This window comes from Variovorax sp. GW821-FHT09B01 (assembly GCF_059418345.1).
The window spans coordinates 133,144-154,152 of record NZ_JBWKPQ010000008.1 but is presented as its reverse complement, the minus strand read 5'-3'; the positions used below and the strand labels follow the sequence as shown (position 1 = coordinate 154,152).

The window sequence follows — 21,009 nt, the reverse complement described above, 5'->3', positions numbered from 1 at the left end:
CAGCCCGCGGACCTTTCAGCGCGAAGGTGTTGCAGCCGGCACGCCCGGCAGCAGCCGGCCGCGCACCAGCAGCGCCAGGGTGCGCGCCACGAGCAGCCCGACGATCGCGTTGGCGGCCACGAACAAGAGCGGCGCGAGCCAGCGCACCGGCCCCGTGGCGCCGGCCGCCACCAGCCGCATCGCCAGCGTCGGCAGCGCGCCCACGCCGAAGCTGAAGGCCCAGTAGCCGGGCGTGAACGACTGGCGCGAGATCCACGGCAGCAGGCGCAGCAGCAGCAGGGCCTGGTAGAGGCCGTAGCCCAGCAGGATCTGCGCGAACAGGTCTGGCACGCCGCCGTTGACCGCGAGCCAGGTGCCGCCGCCGACCACGGCCGGCGCGAGTTGGATGCCCAGCAGCGGGCGCTGCGCCTCGGGCAGCGGCTCCTGCGTGGCGGCGCGGTGCAGGATCAGCGATTCGAGCGCGAGCCACGAGAACAGCCCCGCGCCGAAGAACAGCAGGCCCAGCTGCGGCCAGCCGAAGGCCGCGGCCGCGGTGCCGGCAACGAAGTTCTGGGCCACGGCCGGCAGGTAGATCGCGGGCGTGACCGAGGCCGGCGCGCGGCCGCCCTGCCATGTGCGGCCATAGAGCCGCAGGCCGAGCGCGAGCTGCGCCGTGACCGCGAGCGCGAACACGGCCAGCGCCACCGGGCGTGCGTAGGGCAGCAGCGCGACCGCCGCCAGCATGCTGGCCACCGGGCCCAGCGCCGCGAACGACGACTGCACCGGGTGCTCGAGCTCGGCGCGCGCCTCGTCGGGATGGCGCAGCCACTTGGCGGCATAGAGCGCCAGCAGCACCAGCCAGACGGCGATGCCGGCCCAGGTCAGGGCCTGCGCGGCCTCGGGTGGCAGTTGCCACAGCGGCGTCGCCACGCGCCAGGCCGCGGCCAGCGCGAGCAGGCCGACGGCGATGCTGAAGAAGGAGACGGGAATCGGGCCGCGGGCCGATGCGGCGGCCGGCGCGGCGGTGGGGGCGAGATCGGAAGTCATTCTGTTCACCTCGTGGAAGTCGGTGAATCAACTGTAGGCCTGCGTGCTAGGATTTTGAATGCCGATCCGGCTGAAAAAATTGCTCCAACGTCTCACACCATGGATGCCCTGAGCGAACTCGTCGACTGGCTGGCCCCGCGCGGCCGCATGGACCTGCGCTGCTTGTTCGGCCAGGACTGGGCCGCGCCGCACGAGGCCATCGGGCCGTGGCGCGCGCCTTTCCACATCCTGCTGCGCGGGCGCTGCGAGCTGTGGCTGCCGGCCAGCAAGACGCTGCTGCCGCTGGAGGAGGGCAGCCTCGTGATCCTGCCGCACGGCCAGGCGCACGTGCTGCGCACCGCGGGGCTCGCGCCGGACGAGGACATGCGCCCGATCCGCCTGCGCAAGGGCGAGCTGGTCGACCTCAAGACCAACCTGCCGCGCCCCGCGAAGGCCGACACCGACATCCTCTGCGGCGAGTTCGAGTTCCCGGGCCGGCGCCGCAGCACGCTGCTCGAGGCGCTGCCCGATCCGCTCGTGATCCCCTTCGGCCAGCGGCCCGAGTACGGCTGGCTGCAGGGCCTGGTGCGGCTGATGGCGCACGAGATCGAGCAGCAGAACGCCGGCGCGCAGGCCATCGTGGCGCAGCTCTCGGGCACGCTGTTCACGCTGGCGGTGCGCGCCTGCCTCGACACCCGGCCCGAGCTCTCGGGCGTGCTGGGCCTGATGGCCAGCCCGCGGCTGGCGGGCGCGCTCAAGGTCATGCTCGACGCGCCGCAGCACGACTGGACCGTGGCCTCGCTGGCCGAGCGCTGCCACCTCTCGCGCGCCACCTTCGCGCGCGAGTTCGCGCGCCGCACGGGCACCGGCCCGCTCGAGCTGCTGACCAGCCTGCGCATGGAGCTCGCGTCGCGCCTGCTCGCGCATGGCGGGCAGGACACGGCCTCGGTCGGCGAGGCCGTCGGCTACCGCTCCGAGGCCGCGTTCAACCGCGCCTTCGCGCGCCACGCGGGCCTTACGCCGGGGCGCTTCCGGCGCGCTGCCGCGACTACGACCGGCTGAACCGCCTCAGGACCCGGCCAGCACCGGGCGCCGCAGCGGCGCCTTCCACAGCTCGGCCAGCAGCACGCCGGCCACCGTCAGCACGCCGCCGACCGCGTGATAGGCCGCGAGCGATTCGCCGATCACCGCCGCCGCGATCAGCGCGGTGAACAGCGGGATCAGGTTGAAGAACATGCTCGCGCGGCTCGGTCCGATGTGGGCCACCGTGTGCATCCACGCCAGCGGCGCGAGCATCGAGGCGCCGAGGCCCGCGAAGCCGATCAGCGGCAGGTTGGCGGCCGACAGGCCCATGCGCGGCGTCAGCAGGTACAGCGGCAGCAGCACGATCACCGCGCACACGATCTGCAGGTAGAGCAGCTGCAGCGCGGGCACTTCCTTCATGCCCCAGCGCTTGAGCAGGATCACGTAGACCGCATAGGCCAGCATCGCCAGCAGCATCAGGCCGTCGCCCATGTTGGCGCCGCTCTTGAGCAGCGTGCCGAGGTCGCCCGACGACACCACCACCGCCACGCCCGCGATCGACACCAGCGAGCCCGCCACCGCGCCGGCCGTGAGCCGCTGGCCCAGCAGCAGGATCGACAGCGCCAGCACCATCATCGGCGTGAGCGAGCCGATGATCCCCATGTGCGTGGCCGTGGTCATGTAGGCCGCGTAGTAGGCGAGGCTCTGGTAGACCACCATGCCCAGCAGGCCGAGCACCGCGATGCGGCCCAGCTGCGGGCGGATCGCGCGCCAGTTGCGCAGCACCGGGCGCAGCGCCAGCGGCGTGAACAGCAGCGCCGCGAGCAGCCAGCGGTAGAAGCTGATCTCGGCCGGCGCGATGGTGCCGGCCGCCATCTTGCTGACGACGGTGTTGCCCGACCAGATGACGACGGCGAGCAGGGGGAAGGCATAGGGCCACATGGGACAGGACTTTCAGGAGGAGGCGGGGCTATCATCGGTGCGTCCGTCCTGCGGCATATAGCTCGATCAGGACAACCGGTCCGGAATTCCGGACGCTCTTTCGAGGAACCGCCCCGCCATGGCCGATCGCGCGCGCTACCTGTCGATCCAGGACGTGGAGCACAAGGCCGGCCCGTTCTATTTCAACTGGGACGAATTCGGCGCCGACACCCTGGCCGCGCCGCACAGCCACAGCTGGGGCCATCTCAACTACACCGCGCACGGCACCATGCAGATGGAGGCCGAGGGCCTGCGCTTCCTCTCGCCGCCGCAGTACGCGGTGTGGATCCCGCCACGGGTGGTGCACAGCTGCACGCTGCGCCATGCCGTCGTCTACCGCACCGTCTACATCGTGCCCGCGCTGTGCGCCGAGCTGCCCACGCAGCCCTGCACCGTGCGCATCAGCCCGATCATCCGCAGCGTGCTGGCCGACTTCGCCGCGCGCGATGTGAACGAGCCCGTCACGCCGGCCGACCTGCGGCTCGCGCAGGTCGTGGTCGACCAGCTTGCACGCGCCGAGGTGCTGCGCTGCTACCTGCCGGCCGCGGCCTCGCCCGCGCTGGTCGGCGTGCTCGAGGCGCTGCAGGCAGAGCCAGGCGACCATCGCTCGCTGGCCGAGTGGGCCGCCACCGTGCACATGACCGAGCGCACGCTCGCGCGCCAGTGCCAGCGCGAACTCGGCATGTCCTTCGGCGACTGGCGCCAGCGGCTGCGCTTCCTGCGCGCCATCGACGCGCTGGAGGCCGGCCGCACGGTGCAGGAGATCGCCTTCGACCTCGGCTACAGCACGGCCTCGGCCTTCATCGCGATGTTCCAACGCGAGGCGGGCACGACACCCGAGCAGTACCGGCGCGAGTTCTGCGGCATCGCGGGATGAGGGCATGCGCGAAGCGGCGATAATCCGCCCCGTGAAGCGTGCCAGACCGCCGCTGGTGCAAGCCCGCAAGGGGCGATGCCTTCGGGCACCGCGTCGAAAGACCGCACTGGAGGAACGTCCGGACTGCACAGGACAGCGCAGGAGCTAACGGCTCTCCACCGTGAGGTGAGGATCAGAGCAACAGAGACGAGCCGATTCAGTTCGGGTGAAACGGGCAATCTCTGCGCGCAGCAACACCAAGTAGGCCAGTATCGAGGTGGTTCCGCTGAGCTGGCGGGTAGGTGGCATCGAGCCGTCTGGCGACAGACGGCCCAGAGTAATGGCGGTCACGCCGGGCATTTCGCAAGAGATGTCCGGTGCACAGAATCCGGCTTATCGGCGCGCTTCACACTTTTCTTTCTTCTTCCCCAACGTTCTTCGTCGGGTCATGCCGCTCGGCGCATGACCCGCCCGTCGGCATGGCCGGCACGATCTGGGGTAAACCCGTATAATCGATAGCAAGCTAACTAATTGGGAGCCTTGCCATGGCCGAACCGGTCACGCCGCCTGCCGGCCGGAAAAAGAAAAAGGAAGCGCGCGAAGCCGCGCTGATGAAGCTCGGCATGCAGTTCTCGACCCTGCAGCGCGGCTACCGCGCCGCGGCCGACAAGGCGGTCGCGCACGTGGGCCTGTCGCAGACCCTGGCCTGGCCGGTGGTGATGATCGGCCGCATGGAGCAGGGCGTGCGCCAGGGCGTGCTGGCCGAGGCGCTGGGCATCGAGGGGCCATCGCTGGTGCGCTCGCTCGACCAGCTCGTCGAGGCCGGCTATGTCGAGCGCCGCGAGGACCCGGCCGACCGCCGCGCCAAGACGCTGCATCTCACGCCCGCGGGCGAGGCCGCCTGCGAACCCATCGAGGCCGCGCTGAGCCTGATGCGCGCCGCGCTGTTCGATGGCGTGTCCGACGAGGACCTCGCGGCCTGCCTGCGCGTGTTCGCGGTGCTCGAGGAACGGCTGGGCCGCGGCGCACCGGCCGAGGGGCGACGCTAGATGCCTGTCTTGAGCCTGCCGCGCTTCAGCCGCGCCGAGATCGTCTTCTCCACCAAGAGCTTCGCCGCCGCGATGCTCGCGATGTACCTCGCCAGCCGCGCCGGCCTGCCGCGTCCGTTCTGGGCCCTGATGACCACCTACGTCGTCGCCCATCCGCTGGCCGGCGCGGTGCGCTCCAAGGCGGTCTACCGTTTCTGCGGCACGCTGATCGGCAGCACTGCCACCGTGCTGCTGGTGCCTGCGCTGTCGAACGCGCCCGAGCTGCTGACGCTGGTGCTCGCGCTGTGGGTCGGCCTGTGCCTGTGCATCTCGCTGTTCGATCGCACGCCGCGTTCCTACGTCTTCATGCTCGCGGGCTACACCGCCGCGCTGATCGGCTTTCCCTCGGTGCAGGCGCCCGAGGCGCTGTTCGACACCGCCGTCGCGCGCGTCGAGGAGATCGGCCTGGGCATCTTCTGCGCCACGCTGCTGCACAGCCTGGTGCTGCCGGCCGGCATGGGCCCCACCGTGCTGGGCCTGCTCGACCGCACCCTGCAGGACGCGCGCAAGTGGCTCGGCGACCTGCTGCAGCCGCCCGCCAGCGCCACGGGCACGCCCGCGCGCCGCGCCGATGCCGACCCCAGGCGCCTGGCCGACGACCGGCGCCGCCTCGCGGGCGACATCACGCAGCTGCGCATCCTGTCGACCCACGTGCCCTTCGACACCACGCACCTGCGCTGGACCGCCGGCGCGATCCGCGCCATGCAGGACCGCGTGGCCGCGCTCACGCCCGCGCTGTCGGCGGTCGAAGACCGGCTGCTCGCGCTCGAACAGGCCGAGGGCACCATCGCACCCGACGTGGCCGCGTTGCTCGCGCAGACCGGGCAGTGGCTGCGCGAGGAGGGCGCCGGCACTTCGGACGATGCGCGCCTGCAGGCCCTGCGCGCGACCCTTGCCGCGCTCGCCGCCACGCGACCCGGTGCCTCCATCTCTCCCTGGGGCCGCGCGCTGCGCATCGCGCTCGCGGGCCGGCTCGAGGAACTGGTCGAGGGCTGGCGCGCCTGCGCGCGGCTGCGCGCCGACATCGACGACGGCCTGAAGGGCGCGGTGCCGCCGCGCCGGGTCGCCGCGCTCGGCAACCGCGTGCTGCACCTCGACCGCGGCATGGCGCTGCTGTCGGCGCTCGCGGCCGTGCTCGCCATCTGCCTGTGCGGCGCGTTCTGGATCCTCACCGGCTGGTCGATGGGCTCGGCCGCCACCATGATGGCCGCGGTCTTCTGCTGCTTCTTCGCCACCATGGACGACCCGGTGCCCGCGATCCAGGGCTTCCTCAAGTGGACGCTGTGGTCGATCCCGATCTCCGCGCTCTACGTGCTGGTGCTGCTGCCGCTGGTGCACGACTTCGGCATGCTGGTCGCGGTCTGCGCGCCGGTGTTCCTGGCACTGGGCCTGTACATGGCGCGGCCGGCCTATTTCATGGCCGCGATGGCGCTGCTGTTCGGCGTCTCGGGCACGCTGGCGATGCACGACACCGCCACCGCCGACATCGTGAGCTTCATCAACAGCATGCTGGGCCAGGTCTTCGGCGTGGTGGCCGCGGCCTTCGTCACGCGGCTGGTGCGCTCGGTGGGCGCCGACTGGAGCGCGCGCCGCATCCAGCGCGCCACCTGGCGCGAGCTCGGCGAGATGGCCGGCGCGGCCGCGGCCACGCCCGTGAGCCTGTCGCCGTCGGCCCAGCGCCGTGGCGTGCCCGGCGACGCCTACGCGGTGCGCATGCTCGACCGCATCGGCCTGCTGGCACCGCGCATCGCGCAGGCCGGCGGCCGCATCGAGGGCGTGGCCGCCGACGACGCGCTGCGCGACCTGCGCATGGGCGCCGACATCGATGCGCTGCAGCGCGTGCGCGCGCAGCTGCCGCTGGCCTCGGCGAGCGCGCTGCTCGGCGACATCGCGCGCTTCTTCCGCCAGCGCGCCGGTGGCCGCGTGGCCGCGCGGCCCGCGAGCCTGCTGGCCCGCATCGACGAGGCGCTGGCCTCGATGCTCGGCGCTGCGAGCACGTTGAGCGCCGACGCGCGTTCGGCCGTCACCGCGCTGGTGGGGCTGCGCCGCAATCTCTTTCCGGAGGCGCCGCCGATGCGCGCGGCTTCCGTCGTTCCAGTTCCTGTTCCTGTTGCCGCGCAAGGAGTGTCCCGATGATCGGCGAAGCGAGTTTCTACGGCCTCTACGTGCCCTGGCTGATGCTGCTGGCCGGTGCCGCGCTGCTCGCCCTGTGGGGCGTGCGCCGGCTGCTGGCCGCCACCGGCCTCTACCGCTGGGTCTGGCACCCGGCCCTGTTCGACATGGCGCTCTACCTGCTGCTGCTCTATGCGCTGAGCCGCGCCACGACCTCCTTGCAATGACCACACCATGACCGCCAACACTTCCAACGACAACAACAAGGCCGGCGCCCGCACCTGGCCCGCCGGCGCGCTGCGCATCCTCGTCACCGCGGCCGTGGTGGCCGCCGCCGTCTGGGCGGGTTTTCGCCTCTGGGACCACTACGAGCTCGCGCCCTGGACGCGCGACGGCCGCGTGCGCGCCAACGTGGTCCAGATCGCGCCCGACGTCTCGGGCCTGGTCACCGCCGTGCCGGTGCAGGACAACCAGTCGGTGGCCGCCGGCACCCTGCTGTTCGAGGTCGACCGCGCGCGCTACGACCTGGCCGTGCGCCAGGCCCAGGCCGCGCTCGCCGCGCAGCGCGCCATGAGCGCGCAGGCCCAGCGCGAGAACACGCGCAACGCGGGGCTCGAGGCGCTGGTCTCGCAGGAGGCGCGCGAACAGACCCGCGCGCGCGTCGAGCAGGCGCGCGCCGCCGTCGCGCAGGCCGAGGTCGCGCTCGATTCGGCGCGGCTGAACCTGCAGCGCGCCGAGGTGCGCGCGCCGGCCGACGGCCTGGTCACCAACCTCGACCTGCGCCAGGGCAGCTATGCGGCCGCGGGCCGGCCGGTGCTCGCGCTGGTCGATGCGCGCTCCTTCTACGTCGAGGGCTACTTCGAGGAAACCAAGCTGCCGCGCATCCACCTCGGCGACCGCGTGCACGTCATGCCGATGGGCGGCGGCGCGGTGCTCGGCGGCACCGTCGAGAGCGTGGCCGCCGGCATCGCCGACCGCGACCGCTCGACCAGCGCCAACCTGCTGCCGAGCGTGAATCCCACCTTCAACTGGGTGCGGCTCGCGCAGCGCATCCCGGTGCGCGTGAAGCTCGATCCGCTGCCCGCGGGCGCGCGGCTGGTGGCGGGCCAGACGGTGACGGTGCAGGTGCTCGAGCAGGCCGAGGCGCAGCGCGAGAAGACCGCCGCCGATGCCGACGCCAATGCCAAGTCCGGCGCCAGGAAGGAGGGATGATGGCCAACCCACCGCGTACCGTGCTGCGCATCGCCGCGCTGGCCGCCGCCGCGGCGCTCGCGGCCTGCGGCAGCGTCGGCCCCGACTACCGCCAGCCCGACGAGGCCATCGCGAGCCAGCCCGCGGCCGGCCGGCCCTTCGCCGAAGCCGATCCCGCCGCCGGCCTGCAGGCCGTGCCGCTGCCGCCGCACTGGTGGCGCCTGTACCGCGACCCGCGGCTCGACCGGCTGGTGGAGCAGGCGCTCGCGCACAACACCGACCTGCGCCAGGCGGTCGCCAACCTCGAGCGCGAGCGCGCCATCGAGGCCGAAGTGGCCGGCGGCAAGCGCCCCGTCATCGGCGTGAACGGCGGGCCCTCGTTCGGCCACATCTCGGGCCTGCAATTGCTGCAGAAGGACTACGAACCGCCGGACCGCTTCAACTACAGCAGCGGCCTGTCGCTGTCCTACCAGGTCGACCTGTTCGGCCAGATCCGTCGCGCCGCCGAGGCGGCCGAGGCCGGCACCGCGTCGGCCGCGGCCGCGCTCGACCTGGTGCGCGTGAACGTCGCGGCCGGCACCGCGCGTGCCTATGCCGAGGCCTGTTCCACCGGCCTGCGGCTGTCGATCGCGAAGAAGTCGGTGCGGCTGCAGCAGGAGGCGGTCGACGTCACCGCGAAGCTGCACGAGGCCGGCCGCGCCGGCGCGCTCGACACCGGCCGCGCCCGCGCGCAGCTGCAGCAGCTCACGGCCGCGCTGCCGCCGCTGCTGGCCGAGCGCCAGAACGCGCTCTACCGCCTCGCCACGCTCACGGGCGAACTGCCGCAGGACTTCCCGCGCGAGCTCGCCGACTGCGCCGTGCCGCCGCGCGTGGCCGGCACCGTGCCGGTGGGCGACGGCGCCGCGCTGCTGCGCCGCCGGCCCGACATCCGCCAGGCCGAGCGCAGCCTGGCCCAGGCCACCGCGCGCATCGGCGTCGCCACGGCCGACCTCTATCCGAAGATCACGCTGGGCCTGTCGGCCTCGTCGGCCGGGCCGGCCGAGGACTTCGGGCGCAAGGGCACCTTCGGCTGGAGCCTCGGCCCGCTGATCTCGTGGACCGTGCCCAACACCGGCATCGCGCAGGCCCGCATCGCGCAGGCCGAGGCCGGCACGCGCGCGGCGCTCGCGAAGTTCGACGGCACCGTGCTCACCGCGCTGCGCGAGACCGAGTCGGCGCTCGGCAACTACGCGCGCGAACTCGACCGCCGCGCCGCGCTGCAGGCCGCGCGCGACGAGAGCGCCACCGTCGCCGCGCAGGCGCGCCAGCTCTACCGCAACGGCCGCACCGCCTACCTCGACACGCTCGATGCCGAGCGCGCGCTGGCCGCGAGCGATGCCGCGCTGGCGGCCAGCGAGGCGCAGCTGTCGGACGACCAGATCGTGCTGTTCATGGCGCTCGGCGGCGGCTGGGAGACCGACGACGGCGACCGCCTCGCGGCCAGCGGCAACGAGGCACGCAAGCAGTGAACGCGAACGCCATCCCCGCGCCACGCGCCGCGCACGCGCCGCTGTGGCTGCTCGCGCTCGTCACCTTCAGCGGCACGCTGGCCATGCACATCTTCGTGCCCGCGCTGCCGATCGCCGCGCGCGGCCTCGGTGCCGGCATCGGCGAGATGCAGATGACGGTGAGCCTCTACATCTTCGGCCTGGCCGTCGGGCAGCTGGTGTACGGCCCGCTGGCCGACCGCTTCGGCCGCCGGCCGGTGATGCTCGTGGGCCTCGGCCTCTACACGGTCGCGGGGCTGGCGGCCGCGCTCGCGCCCGACGTGCATGCGCTGATCGCCGCGCGGCTGTTCCAGGCCATGGGCGGCTGCGCGGGCCTGGTGCTCGGGCGCAGCATCGTGCGCGACACCGCCGAGCCGCAGGAGGCGACGCGCCGCCTCGCGCTGATGAACCTGATGGTGACCGTGGGCCCGAGCATCGCGCCGCTGGTCGGCGGCGCGCTCGCCACCGCCCTGGGCTGGCGCTCGATCTTCTACGGCCTGTTCGCGCTCGGCATCGTCGGCCTGCTGTTCACCTGGCGCCTGCTGCCCGAAACCGGCCGGCCCGGCGCGCCCGTCAGCGCGCCCGCGCTCGCGCGCAACTACGCGCGGCTGCTGCGCTCGCCGGCCTTCCTCGGCTTCTCCATCGGCGGCGGCTGCGCCACCACCTCGATGTACGCCTTCATCGCCTCGGCGCCGTTCATCTTCGTCGACCAGCTGCACCGGCCCGCGCACGAGGCCGGCATCTACCTCGCGATCCTGGTCTCGGGCGTGTGGCTCGGCAGCTTCCTCACCAGCCACCTGATCGCGCGCGTGCGCGTCGACCGGCTCATGATCCGTTCCAACGCGCTCAGCGTGGCCGCGGCCTTCGTGCTGCTGGGTGCCGCGCTCACGGACCACCTGTCGGTGCCGCTGATCGTCGCCGCCATGTTCCTGTTCACCGTCGGTGCCGGCATGGCCTCGCCGGCCGCGCTCACGCAGGCGATCAGCGTCAATCCGCAGATCATCGGCTCGGCCTCGGGCCTCTACGGCTTCACGCAGATGGCGGTGGGCGCGCTGTGCACCGCGCTCGCGGGCATGGGACACCGCAACCCCGCGCTGGCCTCGGCGATCGTGCTCGCGGGGGCGGGGATCGTGGCGCAGCTGTCGTTCGCGATCGCGCTGCGTTCGCAGCGCAAGGCGGCGGCGGGCTGAGCCGCGCCGCGCTCGGCTACTTCGCGAACAACCACCCGCCCTTGGGCTGCCGCATCAGCTCGTGGTGCTTGACCGCGCGCTCCTCGCCGTCGTCGCCCACGTACACCACCTCGAAGCGCAGCAGCTTGGGCGACACCATCTTCCAGTTCTGGATCCGCTTGACGGTCACGCAGGCGGTCTTGTCGTGGTACTGCATCTGCGCCATCGGGCCGCCCTGGAAGCCCTGGGCGTCGAACAGCCGGCCCGGTGCCGCGAAAGGATTGAGCACCGCGCCGTTGCGCGCGGTGATGCAGCCCTCGGTGCGCAGGAAGGACTCGATGGTCGGCGAGGCGCTGCGCACCACGCGGCCCACGGCCGGGGTCGGCGGCTTGGCGGCGATCTGCTCGCGGATGCGCTCGACCTGGTCCTCGGTGATCGGCGCCAGGCCGTCCCTCGAGACGATGGGCGGCGGGGCGGGCGCGGGCGGCGGCGGGGGCGCTGGCATCAGCGGCTCGAACACCGAGCAGCCGCCGAGCGAGGCGAGGGCCAGGGCCGCCACCGTGGCGGGCAGGCGGCGCGGAAAGGGAACGGTCTCGGCGGCGGATGTCGATCCGGGCTTCATGGCTGGAGTCTCCTGTCGGCGGCGCGAAGCCGCTGGCTGAAAAAAGCAGGCCGCGAACATGCGGTGCGGGCGCGCGAAGCCTTCGTCGTCAAAAGCGTTCCTGCGGCGCGAGGTAGCGCCACTGGCCGGGCGCGAGGCCGGCCAGCGGCACGCGTCCGATGCGGATGCGGCGCATCGCGAGGATGCGCAGCTCCATGCGGTCGCACAGGTGCGCGACCTGGCCCGGCTGCGCGCCCTTGAGCGCGAAGCGCAGCCCGGTCTGCTCGGGGGTCTGGCGGCCGATGCTCACGCGCGCCGGCGTGCGCTCGAAGCGCGCGAGCTGCTCGGGCGAGACGGCACCGGCCACGTCGACCATGATCTCGTGCTCGATGACGGAAGCGTCCTCGTGCAGCTTGCGCTCGATGCGGAATTCCTGCGTGAAGGCCACCAGGCCGCTGGCGCCGGTCTCCAGCGGCGTCATGCAGTGCTGGCCGCGCGCATGCGCGGGCAGGAAGCGCGGCGTTCCGTGCGCCGCCGCGAGGTTGGTGGCCACCAGCAGCGTGTGCGCTTCCTCGGTGCGCAGGCCGGCCGGCTTGTGCAGCAGCAGCGTCACCGGCAGCACGGGTTCGGGCCGCGCGCCCGCTTCGATCTCCACCTGCTGGTGCGGCTGCACGCGCGATTGCGGCAGCAGTGCCGGCTGGCCGTCGACGCGCACCGCCCCGTTCTCGATCAGCAGCTCGGCCTCGCGGCGCGAGCAGCCCGCGAGCGCGGCCACGCGCTTGGCGAGGCGGATGCCCTCGGCGTCGTGCCTGTCTTGCGCACTCATGAGCCGACGGCCGCCTGCTGCCGGATGCGCGCCACGTGCGCCGCCAGCGAGCGCGCGGCCACCGGCCACAGCCGCTCGGGCACGTCGTCGTAGGCCAGCGGCAGCCATTGCTCGGGCGTGCCCTCGGGCAGCTTCTGCATCGCGGCCGCGATCTTGGCCTCGCGCTTGAGGCGGTGTGCCTTCAGGTAGGCGATGGCCGTGCGCGCGAAGCCGATCACGTGGCCGTGCGCGGGCAGGATGAATTCGACGCCGCCGGCCTCGCAGTTCGCGTCGAGCTTGTCGAGCGAATCGAGGTAGGCCGTCATGTCGCCGTCGGGCGGATCGACCACCGTGGTGCTGCCGTTGAGGATGTGGTCGCCCGAGAACAGCAGCCCGTCCTCCTCGAGCACCAGGCACAGGTGGTTGGCCGCGTGGCCCGCCGTGTGGACCACGCGCAGCGTGTGCGTGAGCGGCTGGCCGTCGGCACCGGTGCCCGCAAGCACCAGGCGTTCGCCGTCGGCCAGCTCGCGCTCGGCCGAGAAGCGCGCGCTCGCGCGCGCCGTGGGCGCCGACGACAGCCCCAGGATCGGCGGCTTCGCGTCCCCGGCCAGCGCCTGCAGCGGCGCCGCGCCCGGCGAATGGTCGGCATGCGAATGCGTGCAGACGATCATGCGGATGTCGCCCCTGGCGGCCTGCCACAGCCGCTCGATGTGGGCGGGGTCGTTCGGGCCCGGATCGATCACGATGTGGCCGGTGGCCGCGTCGCCCACGATGTAGCTGTTGGTGCCCGGGCCGGTCATCGCGCCCGGGTTGGGCGCGGTCAGGCGCTGCACGTTCTTCAGCAGCGCCACCGGTGCATCGCTTTTCCAGTCGAGCGAATGCAGCATCTGGCCGTCGGGGCAGACCAGCGCGAGCTCGCCGTAGGGCGGGTCGTTCTCCATGTAGCGCTCGTCGCGGCCGTTGACGAAGCCGCCGCGCGGGCAACTGGTCCACAGCGGCTGCTCGCTCGCGCAAGCCGCGAGCACCGCGTCGACGCTGGCATACGAGGCCATGCGCTGCAGCGTGCGCACGGTCGGGAAGATCATGAAGAAGCTGCCGGCCGCGTGGCGCGCCAGCGCATCGGCCGGGCGCACCCAGCTCGGCTCGAACTGCTCGCTCTCGTCGGCCGAGGGTTCCTGGCCCTCGGGCATGCGCGCCACCAGGAAGGGCACGTCGAAGCGCTTGGGCAGGTCGCGGTCGGTGATCCAGTGCGCGAAGGTGAACACGCGGTCGGCCTCGAGCACCAGCCCGCGCGCCGCGCACTGCTCGGCGAAGGGCACGGCCGCGTGGCCGTCGCGGTCCATCGCGGCGATGTCCGCGGCGCCGGCCGGGCGGCCGTCGGCATGGTGCGCGAGCAGCACGCCGAGCTCCTCGAAGCATTCGCGGATCGCGGCTACCGCCTGGGTGGCCTGCAGCGGGCTCTGCGTGGGGCGGCGCGCGGCCGTGCGCGCGGCGACCTCATCGGCCGCGTCGATGTGGCCGCCGGGGAAGACGTAGGCGCCGGGCGCGAAGCTGGCGGTGGCCGAGCGGCGCGTCATCAGCACCTCGATGCCGGCCGCGGTATCGCGCAAAAGCAGCACGGTGGCCGCGGCGCGCACCGCCACCGGTTCGCGCTGGGGATGAATGAGTTGTGTGGGACGAACCATGGGGCGATTATGGAGAGCCGGCGCGCCGCAGGTGTGTCGCGCATAAGCACATGCCGAAGCAGGTATGAGCATCGCGCCAGAATCCGGGGCCTGCACCGCCCGAACCGAGGACCACAGCCATGCCCCCTTTCCACTTTCCGAGCCGGCACCTGCGCGCGCTGCTGACGGCCGCTGCATTGTGCGCGTCGATCGCGCCCGTGGCGCATGCGCAGGCCGATTGGCCGCAACAGCCCGTAACGCTGATCATGGGTTTTCCCGCCGGCTCCGGCGTCGACGTGGTGGCCCGCACCATCCAGGACCCGCTGACGCGCCAGCTCGGCAAGCCCGTGATCATCGACTACCGCTCCGGCGCGGCCGGCAACATCGCGAGCGAGTACGTGGCCCACGCGAAGCCCGACGGCTACACGCTCTCGTTCGGCACCGCCGCCACCCATGGCAGCAATGCCGCGCTCTACAAGAAGCTGCCCTTCGACGTCGAGGCCGACTTCGTGCCGGTGGCGCCGGTGCTCGACGTCTCGAACGTGCTGACGATCAACCCCGACGTCATCAACGTGAAGACGCTCAAGGAGTTCGTCGAGCTGGTCAAGGCCAACCCCGGCAAGTACAACTACGCCTCCACCGGCAACGGCGCCGGCACCCACATGGCCTTCGCCGAGTTCAATGCGCGGCTCGGGCTCAACATGGTCCACGTGCCCTACAAGGGCGGCCCCGAGGCCATCACCTCGGTGGTGCGCGGCGAGACCTGCTGCATCATGAACCAGGTCCAGACCATCCTGCCGCACTACAAGGCCGGCAAGGTGCGGCTGCTCGGCGTGACCACCGCCACGCCGGTGGCCGCGGTGAAGGAAGTGCCCACCATCGCATCGAGCGGCCTGCCGGGTACCCAAGGCTTCGACAGCTCGATCTGGTTCGGCATCTTCGCGCCCAAGGGCACCGACGCGCGCATCGTCGAGAAGCTCAACGCCGCCGTGAAGACGGTGCTCGAGCAGCCCGAGATCCGCGAGAAGTTCGAGAGCCAGGGCAACACCATCCGCATCGAGACGCCCGCGCAGTTCCGCAAGACGGTGCACGACAACCGCGTGAAGTGGGCGGAGGTCGCGAAGGCGGCGAACATCAGCATCGATTGATGCCGACGGCCGCCGGCGTCTTCGTCAGAGCGTCTTGGCCAGCGTGAGGATGAAGCGCGGCTTGTTCGGCGAGTAGACCTGCTGCACGGTGTAGAAGCCGAAGTCGTACAGCGGGCCGGCCGCGGCGTTGTATGCGTTCTTCTGGTTCGCGCCCTGCACCGAGCCGGCGAGCGTGAGCCCGCCGCCGAAGTCGTAGCTGGCGCCCACGTTGTAGTCGACATAGCTCTTGTAGGCCGTGTTCCTGCGGATGTCGCTCGACAGGGCCGTGTAGCCCACCGCGGCCTTGAGCGTCACCTTGGGCAGGATCTCCTTGCTGTAGCTCAGGTTCAGGTAGCCCGTGTTGGTGCCCTTGAGGCCCGAGCCCAGCTTGTTGCCGGCGAAGCCGAAGTAGTCCTTCGACACCGTGTGCGAGTACTTCAAGGTGAAGGAACCGAGGCTCTCGTTGGCATAGGTGGCCGCGCCATAGAGCTCGGTGGTGTTGCCGACCGAGTTGCCCGGGTAGATGTAGGTGAGCGCACCGACGTCCATGTCCAGCGGGCCGGCCTTGAACTTGTAGCCGCCGTACAGGTCGACCTCGACGCTGTTGCCCTGGAGCCAGTTGACGCTGGAGTTCCAGTTGCCGACGTAGAAGCCGCTGTCGCCGAAGGCGTAGTCGAAGCCGCCCTGGATGGCGGGCTTCACGCCGCGGGTCTTGGCGTAGTCGTTCCTGCCGAGCATGTCCTGGTCCTGGCCGCGGAACTTGTAGTTCGTGGTCAGCGCGATGTTGGCCGTGACCGGCGAGGCGGCCGGTGCCGGCGCGTCGCCGGCCGCTTGCGCGAAGGCCGCGCCGGGCAGCGCGAAGGCGGCGGCGATCAGGGTGGGGAGGGCGAGTGCCGAGGAGGCGGCGCGGATCGATCTTTGCATCGAGAGAGCTCGGGGATGAAGGAAGAGCGACAGCGTAGGAGGGGGCGTATCAAAGCCGTGTAAAGACTTCGGGCCGCGGCGCAAAAATTGCGCATGCGGCGCACGGGCAGAATCCCTTGCCCGCGAACCCCCCACCTCCCTCTTCGACCCGAACACCATGTCCCTGCCCGACACCGGCGAGCATGACCGCCGACTGGACGAATCGCTGCTGCGCTCGCTCCATGTGCTGCTGAGCGAGGCCAGCGTGTCGCAGGCCGCGGCCAAGCTCGGCGTGGCGCAGTCCGCGCTGAGCCGCCACCTCAAGGTGCTGCGCCAGCTCACCGGCGACGAGCTGCTGGTGCGCGTGGGCAACCGCATGGTGCTGACCGAGCGCGCGCAGGCGCTGGCCGTGCCCACGCGGCGCATCCTGGCCGACATGTCGCTGCTGACCGCCGAGGCCGGGCCGGTCGAGCCGCGCGAGCTGCGCCAGAGCTTCCGCATCGCGACCTACGACTTCCTGCCGCGCCAGTTCTTCGCCGACATCGCCGAGCGCGTGGCGCGCCAGGCGCCCGAGTGCGACGTGGTGATCCGCGGCCTGGGCTCGCGCTTCGAGCACTACCGCCAGCTCGCCGATGGCGAGGTCGACATGGTCATCACCATCTGGCCCGAGCTGCCCGGGCATCTGCGCGCCGCCAGCCTGCTGACCGAACCCATGGTCTGCCTGGTGCGCGAGGGCCATCCGCTGGCCAGGGCGCCGATGACGCTCGACGACTACCGGCGCGCGCGGCACCTGTCCTCGCTCGAGCACGTGCCGGGGCAGGGCACCATCATCGATGCGCAGCTGGCCGAGCTCGGCGTGTCGGTCCACACGGCGATGCACACCCAGTTCCTCGGCATGGCGCCGGCCATCCTCGCGCGCACCGACTTGGTCTTCACCACCGGTCGCCTGCTGGCAGAGGACTTCGCGCGCCAGTACCCGCTCGCGATCGTGCCCTTTCCCGCGAAGATCAAGCCGCACCGCTACCGCCTCGTGTGGCACGAGCGCACGCACAAGAACCAGGCCATGCGCTGGCTGCGCGGCGAGCTGACGGCGGCCGCGCGCGAGCTCGCGCACCGTCCCAGGTCATGACGGCGCTGTCATAACCTGCTGCACAGCGCTGTGCTGGGCGCGGGCGGTGGGCGTGGCTATCGTCGCCGTCCATGTCCACCCCTTCCTCCCCCGCGCCGGTCCGTCCGGACCTGCTCGCCCGGCTGCCCAAGACCGACCTGCATTTCCACATGGCCGGCACCCTGCGCCCGGCCACGCTGGTCGCGCTCGCGCGCCAATACGAGCTGCCGCTGCCGCGCCCGGTCGACACGCTCTACAGCTACCGCGACTTCTACGACTTCATCGACGTGCTGCGCATCGCGGCGCAGGCGGTGCGCAGCAGCGCCGATTTCGAGCGCGTGGCCTACGAGGCCGTGGAGGACGCCGCGCGCAGCAGCAACGCGCGCCATGTCGAGCTGTCCTTCAATCCGCAGTACTTCATGCCCACGGGCGTGCCGTACCGCGTGCAGGTCGAGGGGCTGGTGGCCGGCCTGCGCGCCGCGCGGCGGGACTTCGGCTGCTCGGGCCTGCTGATCGCTTCCTTCGACCGCGGCCTGCCGCTCGACAGCGCCGAGCGCGCGATGGACGACATCCTCGGCCTGCGCTCCGACCTAGTCGTCGGCGTGGGCCTCGACGGCCCCGAGCGCGCGGGCCCGCCCGCCAGCTTCGCGGCCCTGTTCGAGCGCGCGGGCCGCGCAGGCCTCCAGCGCACCGCCCATGTCTGCGAGGACAACCAGACGCTCGAGGAGGCGCCGCCTTCGAACGTCGACGACTGCATCCACCTGCTGGGCTGCGACCGGCTCGACCATGGCTACAACTTGCTCGCCAGCGACGACGGCCTGCGGCGCGCGCGCGACCGCGGCGTGCATTTCTGCGTCTGTGGCATCACGAGCGTGGTGCGCAACCAGCGGCGGCGGCTCGACAGCGTGAAGCGCATGGTCGACGCGGGCCTGCCGGTCAGCCTCAACACCGACGACCCCGCGATGTTCCACACCGACCTCAGCCACACCTACGCCACCGTGCTCGAGGGCGGCGGCTGGGGCTGGGAGCAGGCGCGCGCCTTCAGCCTTGCGGGCGTCGACGCCTGCTGGCTCGACGACGATGCGAAGCGCAGTTTGCGCGCCGACTTCGAACGCGAGATCGCCGTGCTCGAGCGCGAGCAGGCTGCTCCCCTGGAAACGAACCGCGACTGAAGGACCCCCACGATGCACATCGACACCGCACGCCGCCGCGCACTGCTCGCCGTCCTGGCCTTCGCTGCCTGCGCCACCACGGCCCTCGCCGAGCCCGCCTGGCCCGCGCGCCCGATCACCCTGATCGTGCCCTACGGTGCCGGCGGCAACGTCGACGTCATGGCGCGCTGGATCGCGCCCGAGCTCGCCACGCGGCTCGGGCAGCCGGTGGTGATCGAGAACGTGTCGGGCGCCGGCGGCGTCATCGGCACCGAGAAGGCCGTGCGCGCCAGGCCCGATGGCTACACCCTGCTGCTGTCTGTCGAGAGCACCGTCGTGATCGCGAAGATGGTGACGCCCTCGACCGTGCGCTACGACGGCCTCGCCGACCTCGTGCCCGTCACGCTGCTCGGGGCCCAGCCGCTGGCGCTGGTCGGCAAGCCCGCGCTGCAGCCGAAGACCAGCGAGGCGCTGTATGCCGACCTCAAGGCCGCGCCCGGCAAGTACAGCTATGCGAGTTCGGGCGTCGGCACCTCGCTGCACCTGGGCGGCGAGCTGCTCAAGCAGCGCGGCGGCGTCGACATGGTCCATGTGCCGTACCGCACCGGCGTGCAGATCGTGAGCGACCTCAGCGGCAACCAGCTCGACCTCGCCGTGCTGCCGCTGTCGATGGTCATCCAGCAGGCGCGCGCGGGCAAGCTGCGCGTGTACGGCGTGATGGCGGAGAGCGCCTCGGCCGCCATGCCCGAAGCGCCGCCGCTGGCCAGCGTGCCCGCATGGCGCGGCGCCGACGTGTCGGTCTGGCAGGGCATCTTCGCGCCCAAGGGAACGCCGCCGCAGATCGTCGCGCAACTGCATGCCGCGCTGGCGCAGGTGCTCGCGAACCCGGGCGTGCGCAGGAATTTCGAGGAGGGCGGCGTCACGCCGCTGGGCGCGGGGCCGAAGGAGTTCGCCGCTTTCCTGCAGGGCGAGGATGCGAAGTTCGGCGCGATCGTCGCGAAGGGGAACATCAAGGCCGAGTAGCGCGGCGGCCGCGGTGCTTCAGAATGCCGCGGCACCTGTCGCACTCCTCGTTCCTTCGCATTGATTCCCCTCGTTCATCTCATCGGTCCCGGTGGCGCCGGAAAGACCACCGTCGGCCCGCTGCTCGCGCAACGGCTGGCCTGGCGCTTCGTCGATCTCGACCAGGTCTTCATCGAGCAACAGGGCGATGTCGCGGCCTTCATGGCGCGCCATGGGTACGCGGGCTATGCGGCGCGCAACATCGAAACCTACGAACAGCTTCGCGCCGCGGCGACCGCGCCGACCGTGATCGCGATGTCCTCGGGTTTCATGACCTATCCGGCCGACGTGAGCGAGCGCTACCCGGCCTTGCGGGATGCGATCGAAGCCGATCCGCTCACCGCGCTGTTGTTGCCGTCCTTCGAGCTCGAGCGCTGCGTCGAACGCGTGGTCGAGCGCCAGCTGGCCAGGCCTTACCTCAACGGCGACCGGGCGAGCGAGACGCGGCGCATCCGCGAACGGCACCCGGTCTTCATGGCGCTGCGGTGCGAGCGCTTCATCAGCGAGGGCGAACCCCTCGCGATCGCGTGCGACATCGAAGGCCTCGTGCGCCGCCGCCTGCCGATCACGCGGCAGGACGCCCCGCCGACCCGCTGAGCGCCGCCAGCCACGCATCCATGTCCCGGTTGCGCGCCTCCAGCGCCTCGGCCATGAAGTCGACGAAGGCCTGGATGCGCGCGCTCAGGTGCTTGCGGTGGTGGTAGGCCGCGAGCACGGGCACCTCCTCGAAGGCCTCGCTCAGGAAGAGCGGAACGAGGCGGCCGCTGTCGATGTCGGCGCGCACGTGGAAGTCGCCGAGGCGCGCGATGCCGGCGCCGCCGCGCGCCATCTCCAGCAGCACGCCGCCGTCGCTGGCCGAGACATTGCCGATCGCGAGCTGTTCCCGCGGCATCTCGGGCCCGCCGACCTGCCAGTGGTTCCAGGCCTCGCGGCCCACGAAGTTGAGGCAGTTGTGGCGCAGCAGGTCCTCGGGCCGCCGCGGCGTACCGTGGCGCGCGAGGTAGGCGGGCGAAGCGCAGACGATCCAGCGCACGGTCGACAGCTGCCGCGCCACCATCGAAGAGTCGGGCAAATGGCCCGAGTGGATCAGCACGTCGAGGCCCTGCTGCATCAGGCTGGGCGTGTCGAGGCCCACGAAGAGCTCGACCCGCACCTGCGGATGGCGGGCCAGGAAGTCCGGCAGCAGCCGCGCGAGGTCGTGCCGCGCGAACACGGGCGGCGCATGCACGCGCAGCATTCCCCGCACGTCGTCGTGCTCCTGCATGACGGCGCTCTGCGCGCTCTCGGCCGCTTCGAGCAATGCCAGCGCCTTGCCGTAGAAGATGCGGCCCGCGGGCGTCAGGGTCACGGCGCGCGGTGTGCGGTCGAACAGCCGCACCTTCAGGCGCCCCTCGAGGCGGTCCACCAGCTTGCTGACGGTCGAGGGCGACAGGTGCCAGTCCTTGGCCGCCATCGAGAAGTTGCCGCGTTCCGCCACCCGCACGAACAGCGCCACGTCGCTGAGCCGGTCGATCTGGTTCGGTCGTTTCTCCATCGCGCCATCGTAGGCCCGGCGCCGTGCACGGTGAATATTCTTCACAGCTGAAGTGCCCGACTTTCGCTTGGCGCGTCGAGGGCCGCCCGGTCAGTATCGAGAC

General features: G+C 71.8%; 20 protein-coding genes and 1 other RNA gene. 14 read left to right on the top strand and 7 right to left on the bottom strand.

Translation table 11 applies throughout. The annotated features are described in order from the left end of the window. Nucleotides 1–15 precede the first annotated feature (15 nt). The gene (tehA, locus tag AC07RV_RS22825) at nucleotides 16–1,026 is read right to left on the bottom strand and encodes a dicarboxylate transporter/tellurite-resistance protein TehA (RefSeq protein ID WP_296780994.1); all 1,011 of its coding nucleotides are present in this window, start codon (nucleotides 1,024–1,026) and stop codon (nucleotides 16–18) included. Nucleotides 1,027–1,125: 99 nt separating this feature from the next. Here tehA and AC07RV_RS22820 point away from each other — a divergent pair, with 99 nt between their 5' ends. Continuing rightward, entirely contained in the window at nucleotides 1,126–2,067 is a 942-nt protein-coding gene (locus tag AC07RV_RS22820) for an AraC family transcriptional regulator (protein ID WP_296780992.1), read from the top strand. Between the two features lie 6 nt (nucleotides 2,068–2,073). Here the strand turns inward: AC07RV_RS22820 and AC07RV_RS22815 are convergent, their stop codons facing one another. After that, nucleotides 2,074–2,970, bottom strand: coding sequence for a DMT family transporter (locus AC07RV_RS22815; RefSeq protein WP_296780989.1), 897 nt, complete (start codon nucleotides 2,968–2,970; stop codon nucleotides 2,074–2,076). Between the two features lie 118 nt (nucleotides 2,971–3,088). On the opposite strand from AC07RV_RS22815, the gene AC07RV_RS22810 reads away from it, so the two are divergent. The 8 genes from AC07RV_RS22810 to AC07RV_RS22775 all read left to right on the top strand — a co-directional run bounded on the left by AC07RV_RS22810 (nucleotide 3,089) and on the right by AC07RV_RS22775 (nucleotide 10,972). Beyond that, a complete protein-coding gene (locus tag AC07RV_RS22810) occupies nucleotides 3,089–3,886 on the top strand; it encodes an AraC family transcriptional regulator (RefSeq protein ID WP_296780987.1) in 798 nt (265 codons plus the stop codon). Between the two features lie 33 nt (nucleotides 3,887–3,919). Next, nucleotides 3,920–4,277, top strand: an RNA gene (rnpB, locus tag AC07RV_RS22805) — RNase P RNA component class A. A 199-nt stretch (nucleotides 4,278–4,476) separates the two neighbouring features. Continuing rightward, on the top strand, nucleotides 4,477–4,914 hold the full coding sequence (locus AC07RV_RS22800) for a MarR family winged helix-turn-helix transcriptional regulator (protein WP_296781085.1): 438 nt from the start codon (nucleotides 4,477–4,479) through the stop codon (nucleotides 4,912–4,914). After that, nucleotides 4,915–7,089, top strand: a complete 2,175-nt coding sequence (locus tag AC07RV_RS22795) for an FUSC family protein (RefSeq protein ID WP_296780984.1) — start codon at nucleotides 4,915–4,917, stop codon at nucleotides 7,087–7,089. After that, nucleotides 7,086–7,292: a DUF1656 domain-containing protein gene (locus AC07RV_RS22790; RefSeq protein WP_057593930.1), complete on the top strand. Its 207-nt coding sequence runs from the start codon at nucleotides 7,086–7,088 to the stop codon at nucleotides 7,290–7,292. Before AC07RV_RS22795 ends, AC07RV_RS22790 begins: the two co-directional genes overlap by 4 nt. A 7-nt stretch (nucleotides 7,293–7,299) precedes the next feature. Continuing rightward, nucleotides 7,300–8,277, top strand: a complete 978-nt coding sequence (locus tag AC07RV_RS22785; protein ID WP_296780980.1) for an efflux RND transporter periplasmic adaptor subunit — start codon at nucleotides 7,300–7,302, stop codon at nucleotides 8,275–8,277. After that, on the top strand, nucleotides 8,277–9,764 hold the full coding sequence (locus tag AC07RV_RS22780; RefSeq protein WP_296780976.1) for an efflux transporter outer membrane subunit: 1,488 nt from the start codon (nucleotides 8,277–8,279) through the stop codon (nucleotides 9,762–9,764). The genes AC07RV_RS22785 and AC07RV_RS22780 overlap by 1 nt, the downstream gene beginning before the upstream one ends. Continuing rightward, nucleotides 9,761–10,972 carry a multidrug effflux MFS transporter gene (locus AC07RV_RS22775; protein WP_296780973.1) on the top strand — a complete coding sequence of 404 codons (1,212 nt, stop codon included), beginning with the start codon at nucleotides 9,761–9,763 and terminating at the stop codon, nucleotides 10,970–10,972. The genes AC07RV_RS22780 and AC07RV_RS22775 overlap by 4 nt, the downstream gene beginning before the upstream one ends. Nucleotides 10,973–10,988: 16 nt before the next feature. Here the strand turns inward: AC07RV_RS22775 and AC07RV_RS22770 are convergent, their stop codons facing one another. From AC07RV_RS22770 to AC07RV_RS22760, 3 genes are all read right to left on the bottom strand, one after another. Beyond that, nucleotides 10,989–11,573 carry a hypothetical protein gene (locus AC07RV_RS22770; RefSeq protein WP_296780971.1) on the bottom strand — a complete coding sequence of 195 codons (585 nt, stop codon included), beginning with the start codon at nucleotides 11,571–11,573 and terminating at the stop codon, nucleotides 10,989–10,991. A gap of 88 nt (nucleotides 11,574–11,661) precedes the next feature. Then, entirely contained in the window at nucleotides 11,662–12,378 is a 717-nt protein-coding gene (locus AC07RV_RS22765; protein ID WP_296780968.1) for an RNA pseudouridine synthase, read from the bottom strand. After that, nucleotides 12,375–14,042: an MBL fold metallo-hydrolase gene (locus AC07RV_RS22760; RefSeq protein WP_296780966.1), complete on the bottom strand. Its 1,668-nt coding sequence runs from the start codon at nucleotides 14,040–14,042 to the stop codon at nucleotides 12,375–12,377. The genes AC07RV_RS22765 and AC07RV_RS22760 overlap by 4 nt, the downstream gene beginning before the upstream one ends. A 119-nt stretch (nucleotides 14,043–14,161) precedes the next feature. Between AC07RV_RS22760 and AC07RV_RS22755 the strand changes: the two genes are divergently transcribed. Continuing rightward, nucleotides 14,162–15,169, top strand: coding sequence for a Bug family tripartite tricarboxylate transporter substrate binding protein (locus AC07RV_RS22755; protein WP_093355536.1), 1,008 nt, complete (start codon nucleotides 14,162–14,164; stop codon nucleotides 15,167–15,169). 24 nt (nucleotides 15,170–15,193) lie between these two features. On the opposite strand, the gene AC07RV_RS22750 is transcribed toward AC07RV_RS22755, so the two are convergent. Continuing rightward, the gene (locus AC07RV_RS22750) at nucleotides 15,194–16,072 is read right to left on the bottom strand and encodes a TorF family putative porin (protein WP_296780962.1); all 879 of its coding nucleotides are present in this window, start codon (nucleotides 16,070–16,072) and stop codon (nucleotides 15,194–15,196) included. 157 nt (nucleotides 16,073–16,229) lie between these two features. Here AC07RV_RS22750 and AC07RV_RS22745 point away from each other — a divergent pair, with 157 nt between their 5' ends. The 4 genes from AC07RV_RS22745 (at nucleotide 16,230) to AC07RV_RS22730 (ending at nucleotide 19,969) form a co-directional block, all read left to right on the top strand. Then, complete coding sequence (locus tag AC07RV_RS22745; protein ID WP_093355531.1) at nucleotides 16,230–17,180, top strand: LysR family transcriptional regulator; 951 nt, start codon at nucleotides 16,230–16,232, stop codon at nucleotides 17,178–17,180. 71 nt (nucleotides 17,181–17,251) lie between these two features. After that, the gene (gene add / locus AC07RV_RS22740; protein ID WP_296780958.1) at nucleotides 17,252–18,331 is read left to right on the top strand and encodes an adenosine deaminase; all 1,080 of its coding nucleotides are present in this window, start codon (nucleotides 17,252–17,254) and stop codon (nucleotides 18,329–18,331) included. A gap of 12 nt (nucleotides 18,332–18,343) precedes the next feature. Further along, the gene (locus tag AC07RV_RS22735) at nucleotides 18,344–19,333 is read left to right on the top strand and encodes a Bug family tripartite tricarboxylate transporter substrate binding protein (RefSeq protein WP_296780956.1); all 990 of its coding nucleotides are present in this window, start codon (nucleotides 18,344–18,346) and stop codon (nucleotides 19,331–19,333) included. Nucleotides 19,334–19,393: 60 nt separating this feature from the next. Beyond that, on the top strand, nucleotides 19,394–19,969 hold the full coding sequence (locus AC07RV_RS22730) for a shikimate kinase (RefSeq protein WP_296780954.1): 576 nt from the start codon (nucleotides 19,394–19,396) through the stop codon (nucleotides 19,967–19,969). Here the strand turns inward: AC07RV_RS22730 and AC07RV_RS22725 are convergent. Next, nucleotides 19,938–20,906 (bottom strand): LysR family transcriptional regulator, encoded by a 969-nt coding sequence (locus tag AC07RV_RS22725; protein WP_296780952.1) that lies wholly within the window; start codon nucleotides 20,904–20,906, stop codon nucleotides 19,938–19,940. The two genes, AC07RV_RS22730 and AC07RV_RS22725, sit on opposite strands and share 32 nt — an antisense overlap. Between the last annotated feature and the right edge of the window lie 103 nt (nucleotides 20,907–21,009).

What these genes read in the sequence shown, in the direction of transcription:
- tehA (WP_296780994.1), bottom strand. Translation starts at nt 1,026, where the DNA reads ATGACTTCCGATCTCGCCCCCACCGCCGCGCCGGCCGCCGCATCGGCC.
- AC07RV_RS22820 (WP_296780992.1), top strand. Translation starts at nt 1,126, where the DNA reads ATGGATGCCCTGAGCGAACTCGTCGACTGGCTGGCCCCGCGCGGCCGC.
- AC07RV_RS22815 (WP_296780989.1), bottom strand. Translation starts at nt 2,970, where the DNA reads ATGTGGCCCTATGCCTTCCCCCTGCTCGCCGTCGTCATCTGGTCGGGC.
- AC07RV_RS22810 (WP_296780987.1), top strand. Translation starts at nt 3,089, where the DNA reads ATGGCCGATCGCGCGCGCTACCTGTCGATCCAGGACGTGGAGCACAAG.
- AC07RV_RS22800 (WP_296781085.1), top strand. Translation starts at nt 4,477, where the DNA reads ATGAAGCTCGGCATGCAGTTCTCGACCCTGCAGCGCGGCTACCGCGCC.
- AC07RV_RS22795 (WP_296780984.1), top strand. Translation starts at nt 4,915, where the DNA reads ATGCCTGTCTTGAGCCTGCCGCGCTTCAGCCGCGCCGAGATCGTCTTC.
- AC07RV_RS22790 (WP_057593930.1), top strand. Translation starts at nt 7,086, where the DNA reads ATGATCGGCGAAGCGAGTTTCTACGGCCTCTACGTGCCCTGGCTGATG.
- AC07RV_RS22785 (WP_296780980.1), top strand. Translation starts at nt 7,300, where the DNA reads ATGACCGCCAACACTTCCAACGACAACAACAAGGCCGGCGCCCGCACC.
- AC07RV_RS22780 (WP_296780976.1), top strand. Translation starts at nt 8,277, where the DNA reads ATGGCCAACCCACCGCGTACCGTGCTGCGCATCGCCGCGCTGGCCGCC.
- AC07RV_RS22770 (WP_296780971.1), bottom strand. Translation starts at nt 11,573, where the DNA reads ATGAAGCCCGGATCGACATCCGCCGCCGAGACCGTTCCCTTTCCGCGC.
- AC07RV_RS22765 (WP_296780968.1), bottom strand. Translation starts at nt 12,378, where the DNA reads ATGAGTGCGCAAGACAGGCACGACGCCGAGGGCATCCGCCTCGCCAAG.
- AC07RV_RS22760 (WP_296780966.1), bottom strand. Translation starts at nt 14,042, where the DNA reads ATGGTTCGTCCCACACAACTCATTCATCCCCAGCGCGAACCGGTGGCG.
- AC07RV_RS22755 (WP_093355536.1), top strand. Translation starts at nt 14,162, where the DNA reads ATGCCCCCTTTCCACTTTCCGAGCCGGCACCTGCGCGCGCTGCTGACG.
- AC07RV_RS22750 (WP_296780962.1), bottom strand. Translation starts at nt 16,072, where the DNA reads ATGCAAAGATCGATCCGCGCCGCCTCCTCGGCACTCGCCCTCCCCACC.
- AC07RV_RS22745 (WP_093355531.1), top strand. Translation starts at nt 16,230, where the DNA reads ATGTCCCTGCCCGACACCGGCGAGCATGACCGCCGACTGGACGAATCG.
- add (WP_296780958.1), top strand. Translation starts at nt 17,252, where the DNA reads ATGTCCACCCCTTCCTCCCCCGCGCCGGTCCGTCCGGACCTGCTCGCC.
- AC07RV_RS22735 (WP_296780956.1), top strand. Translation starts at nt 18,344, where the DNA reads ATGCACATCGACACCGCACGCCGCCGCGCACTGCTCGCCGTCCTGGCC.
- AC07RV_RS22725 (WP_296780952.1), bottom strand. Translation starts at nt 20,906, where the DNA reads ATGGAGAAACGACCGAACCAGATCGACCGGCTCAGCGACGTGGCGCTG.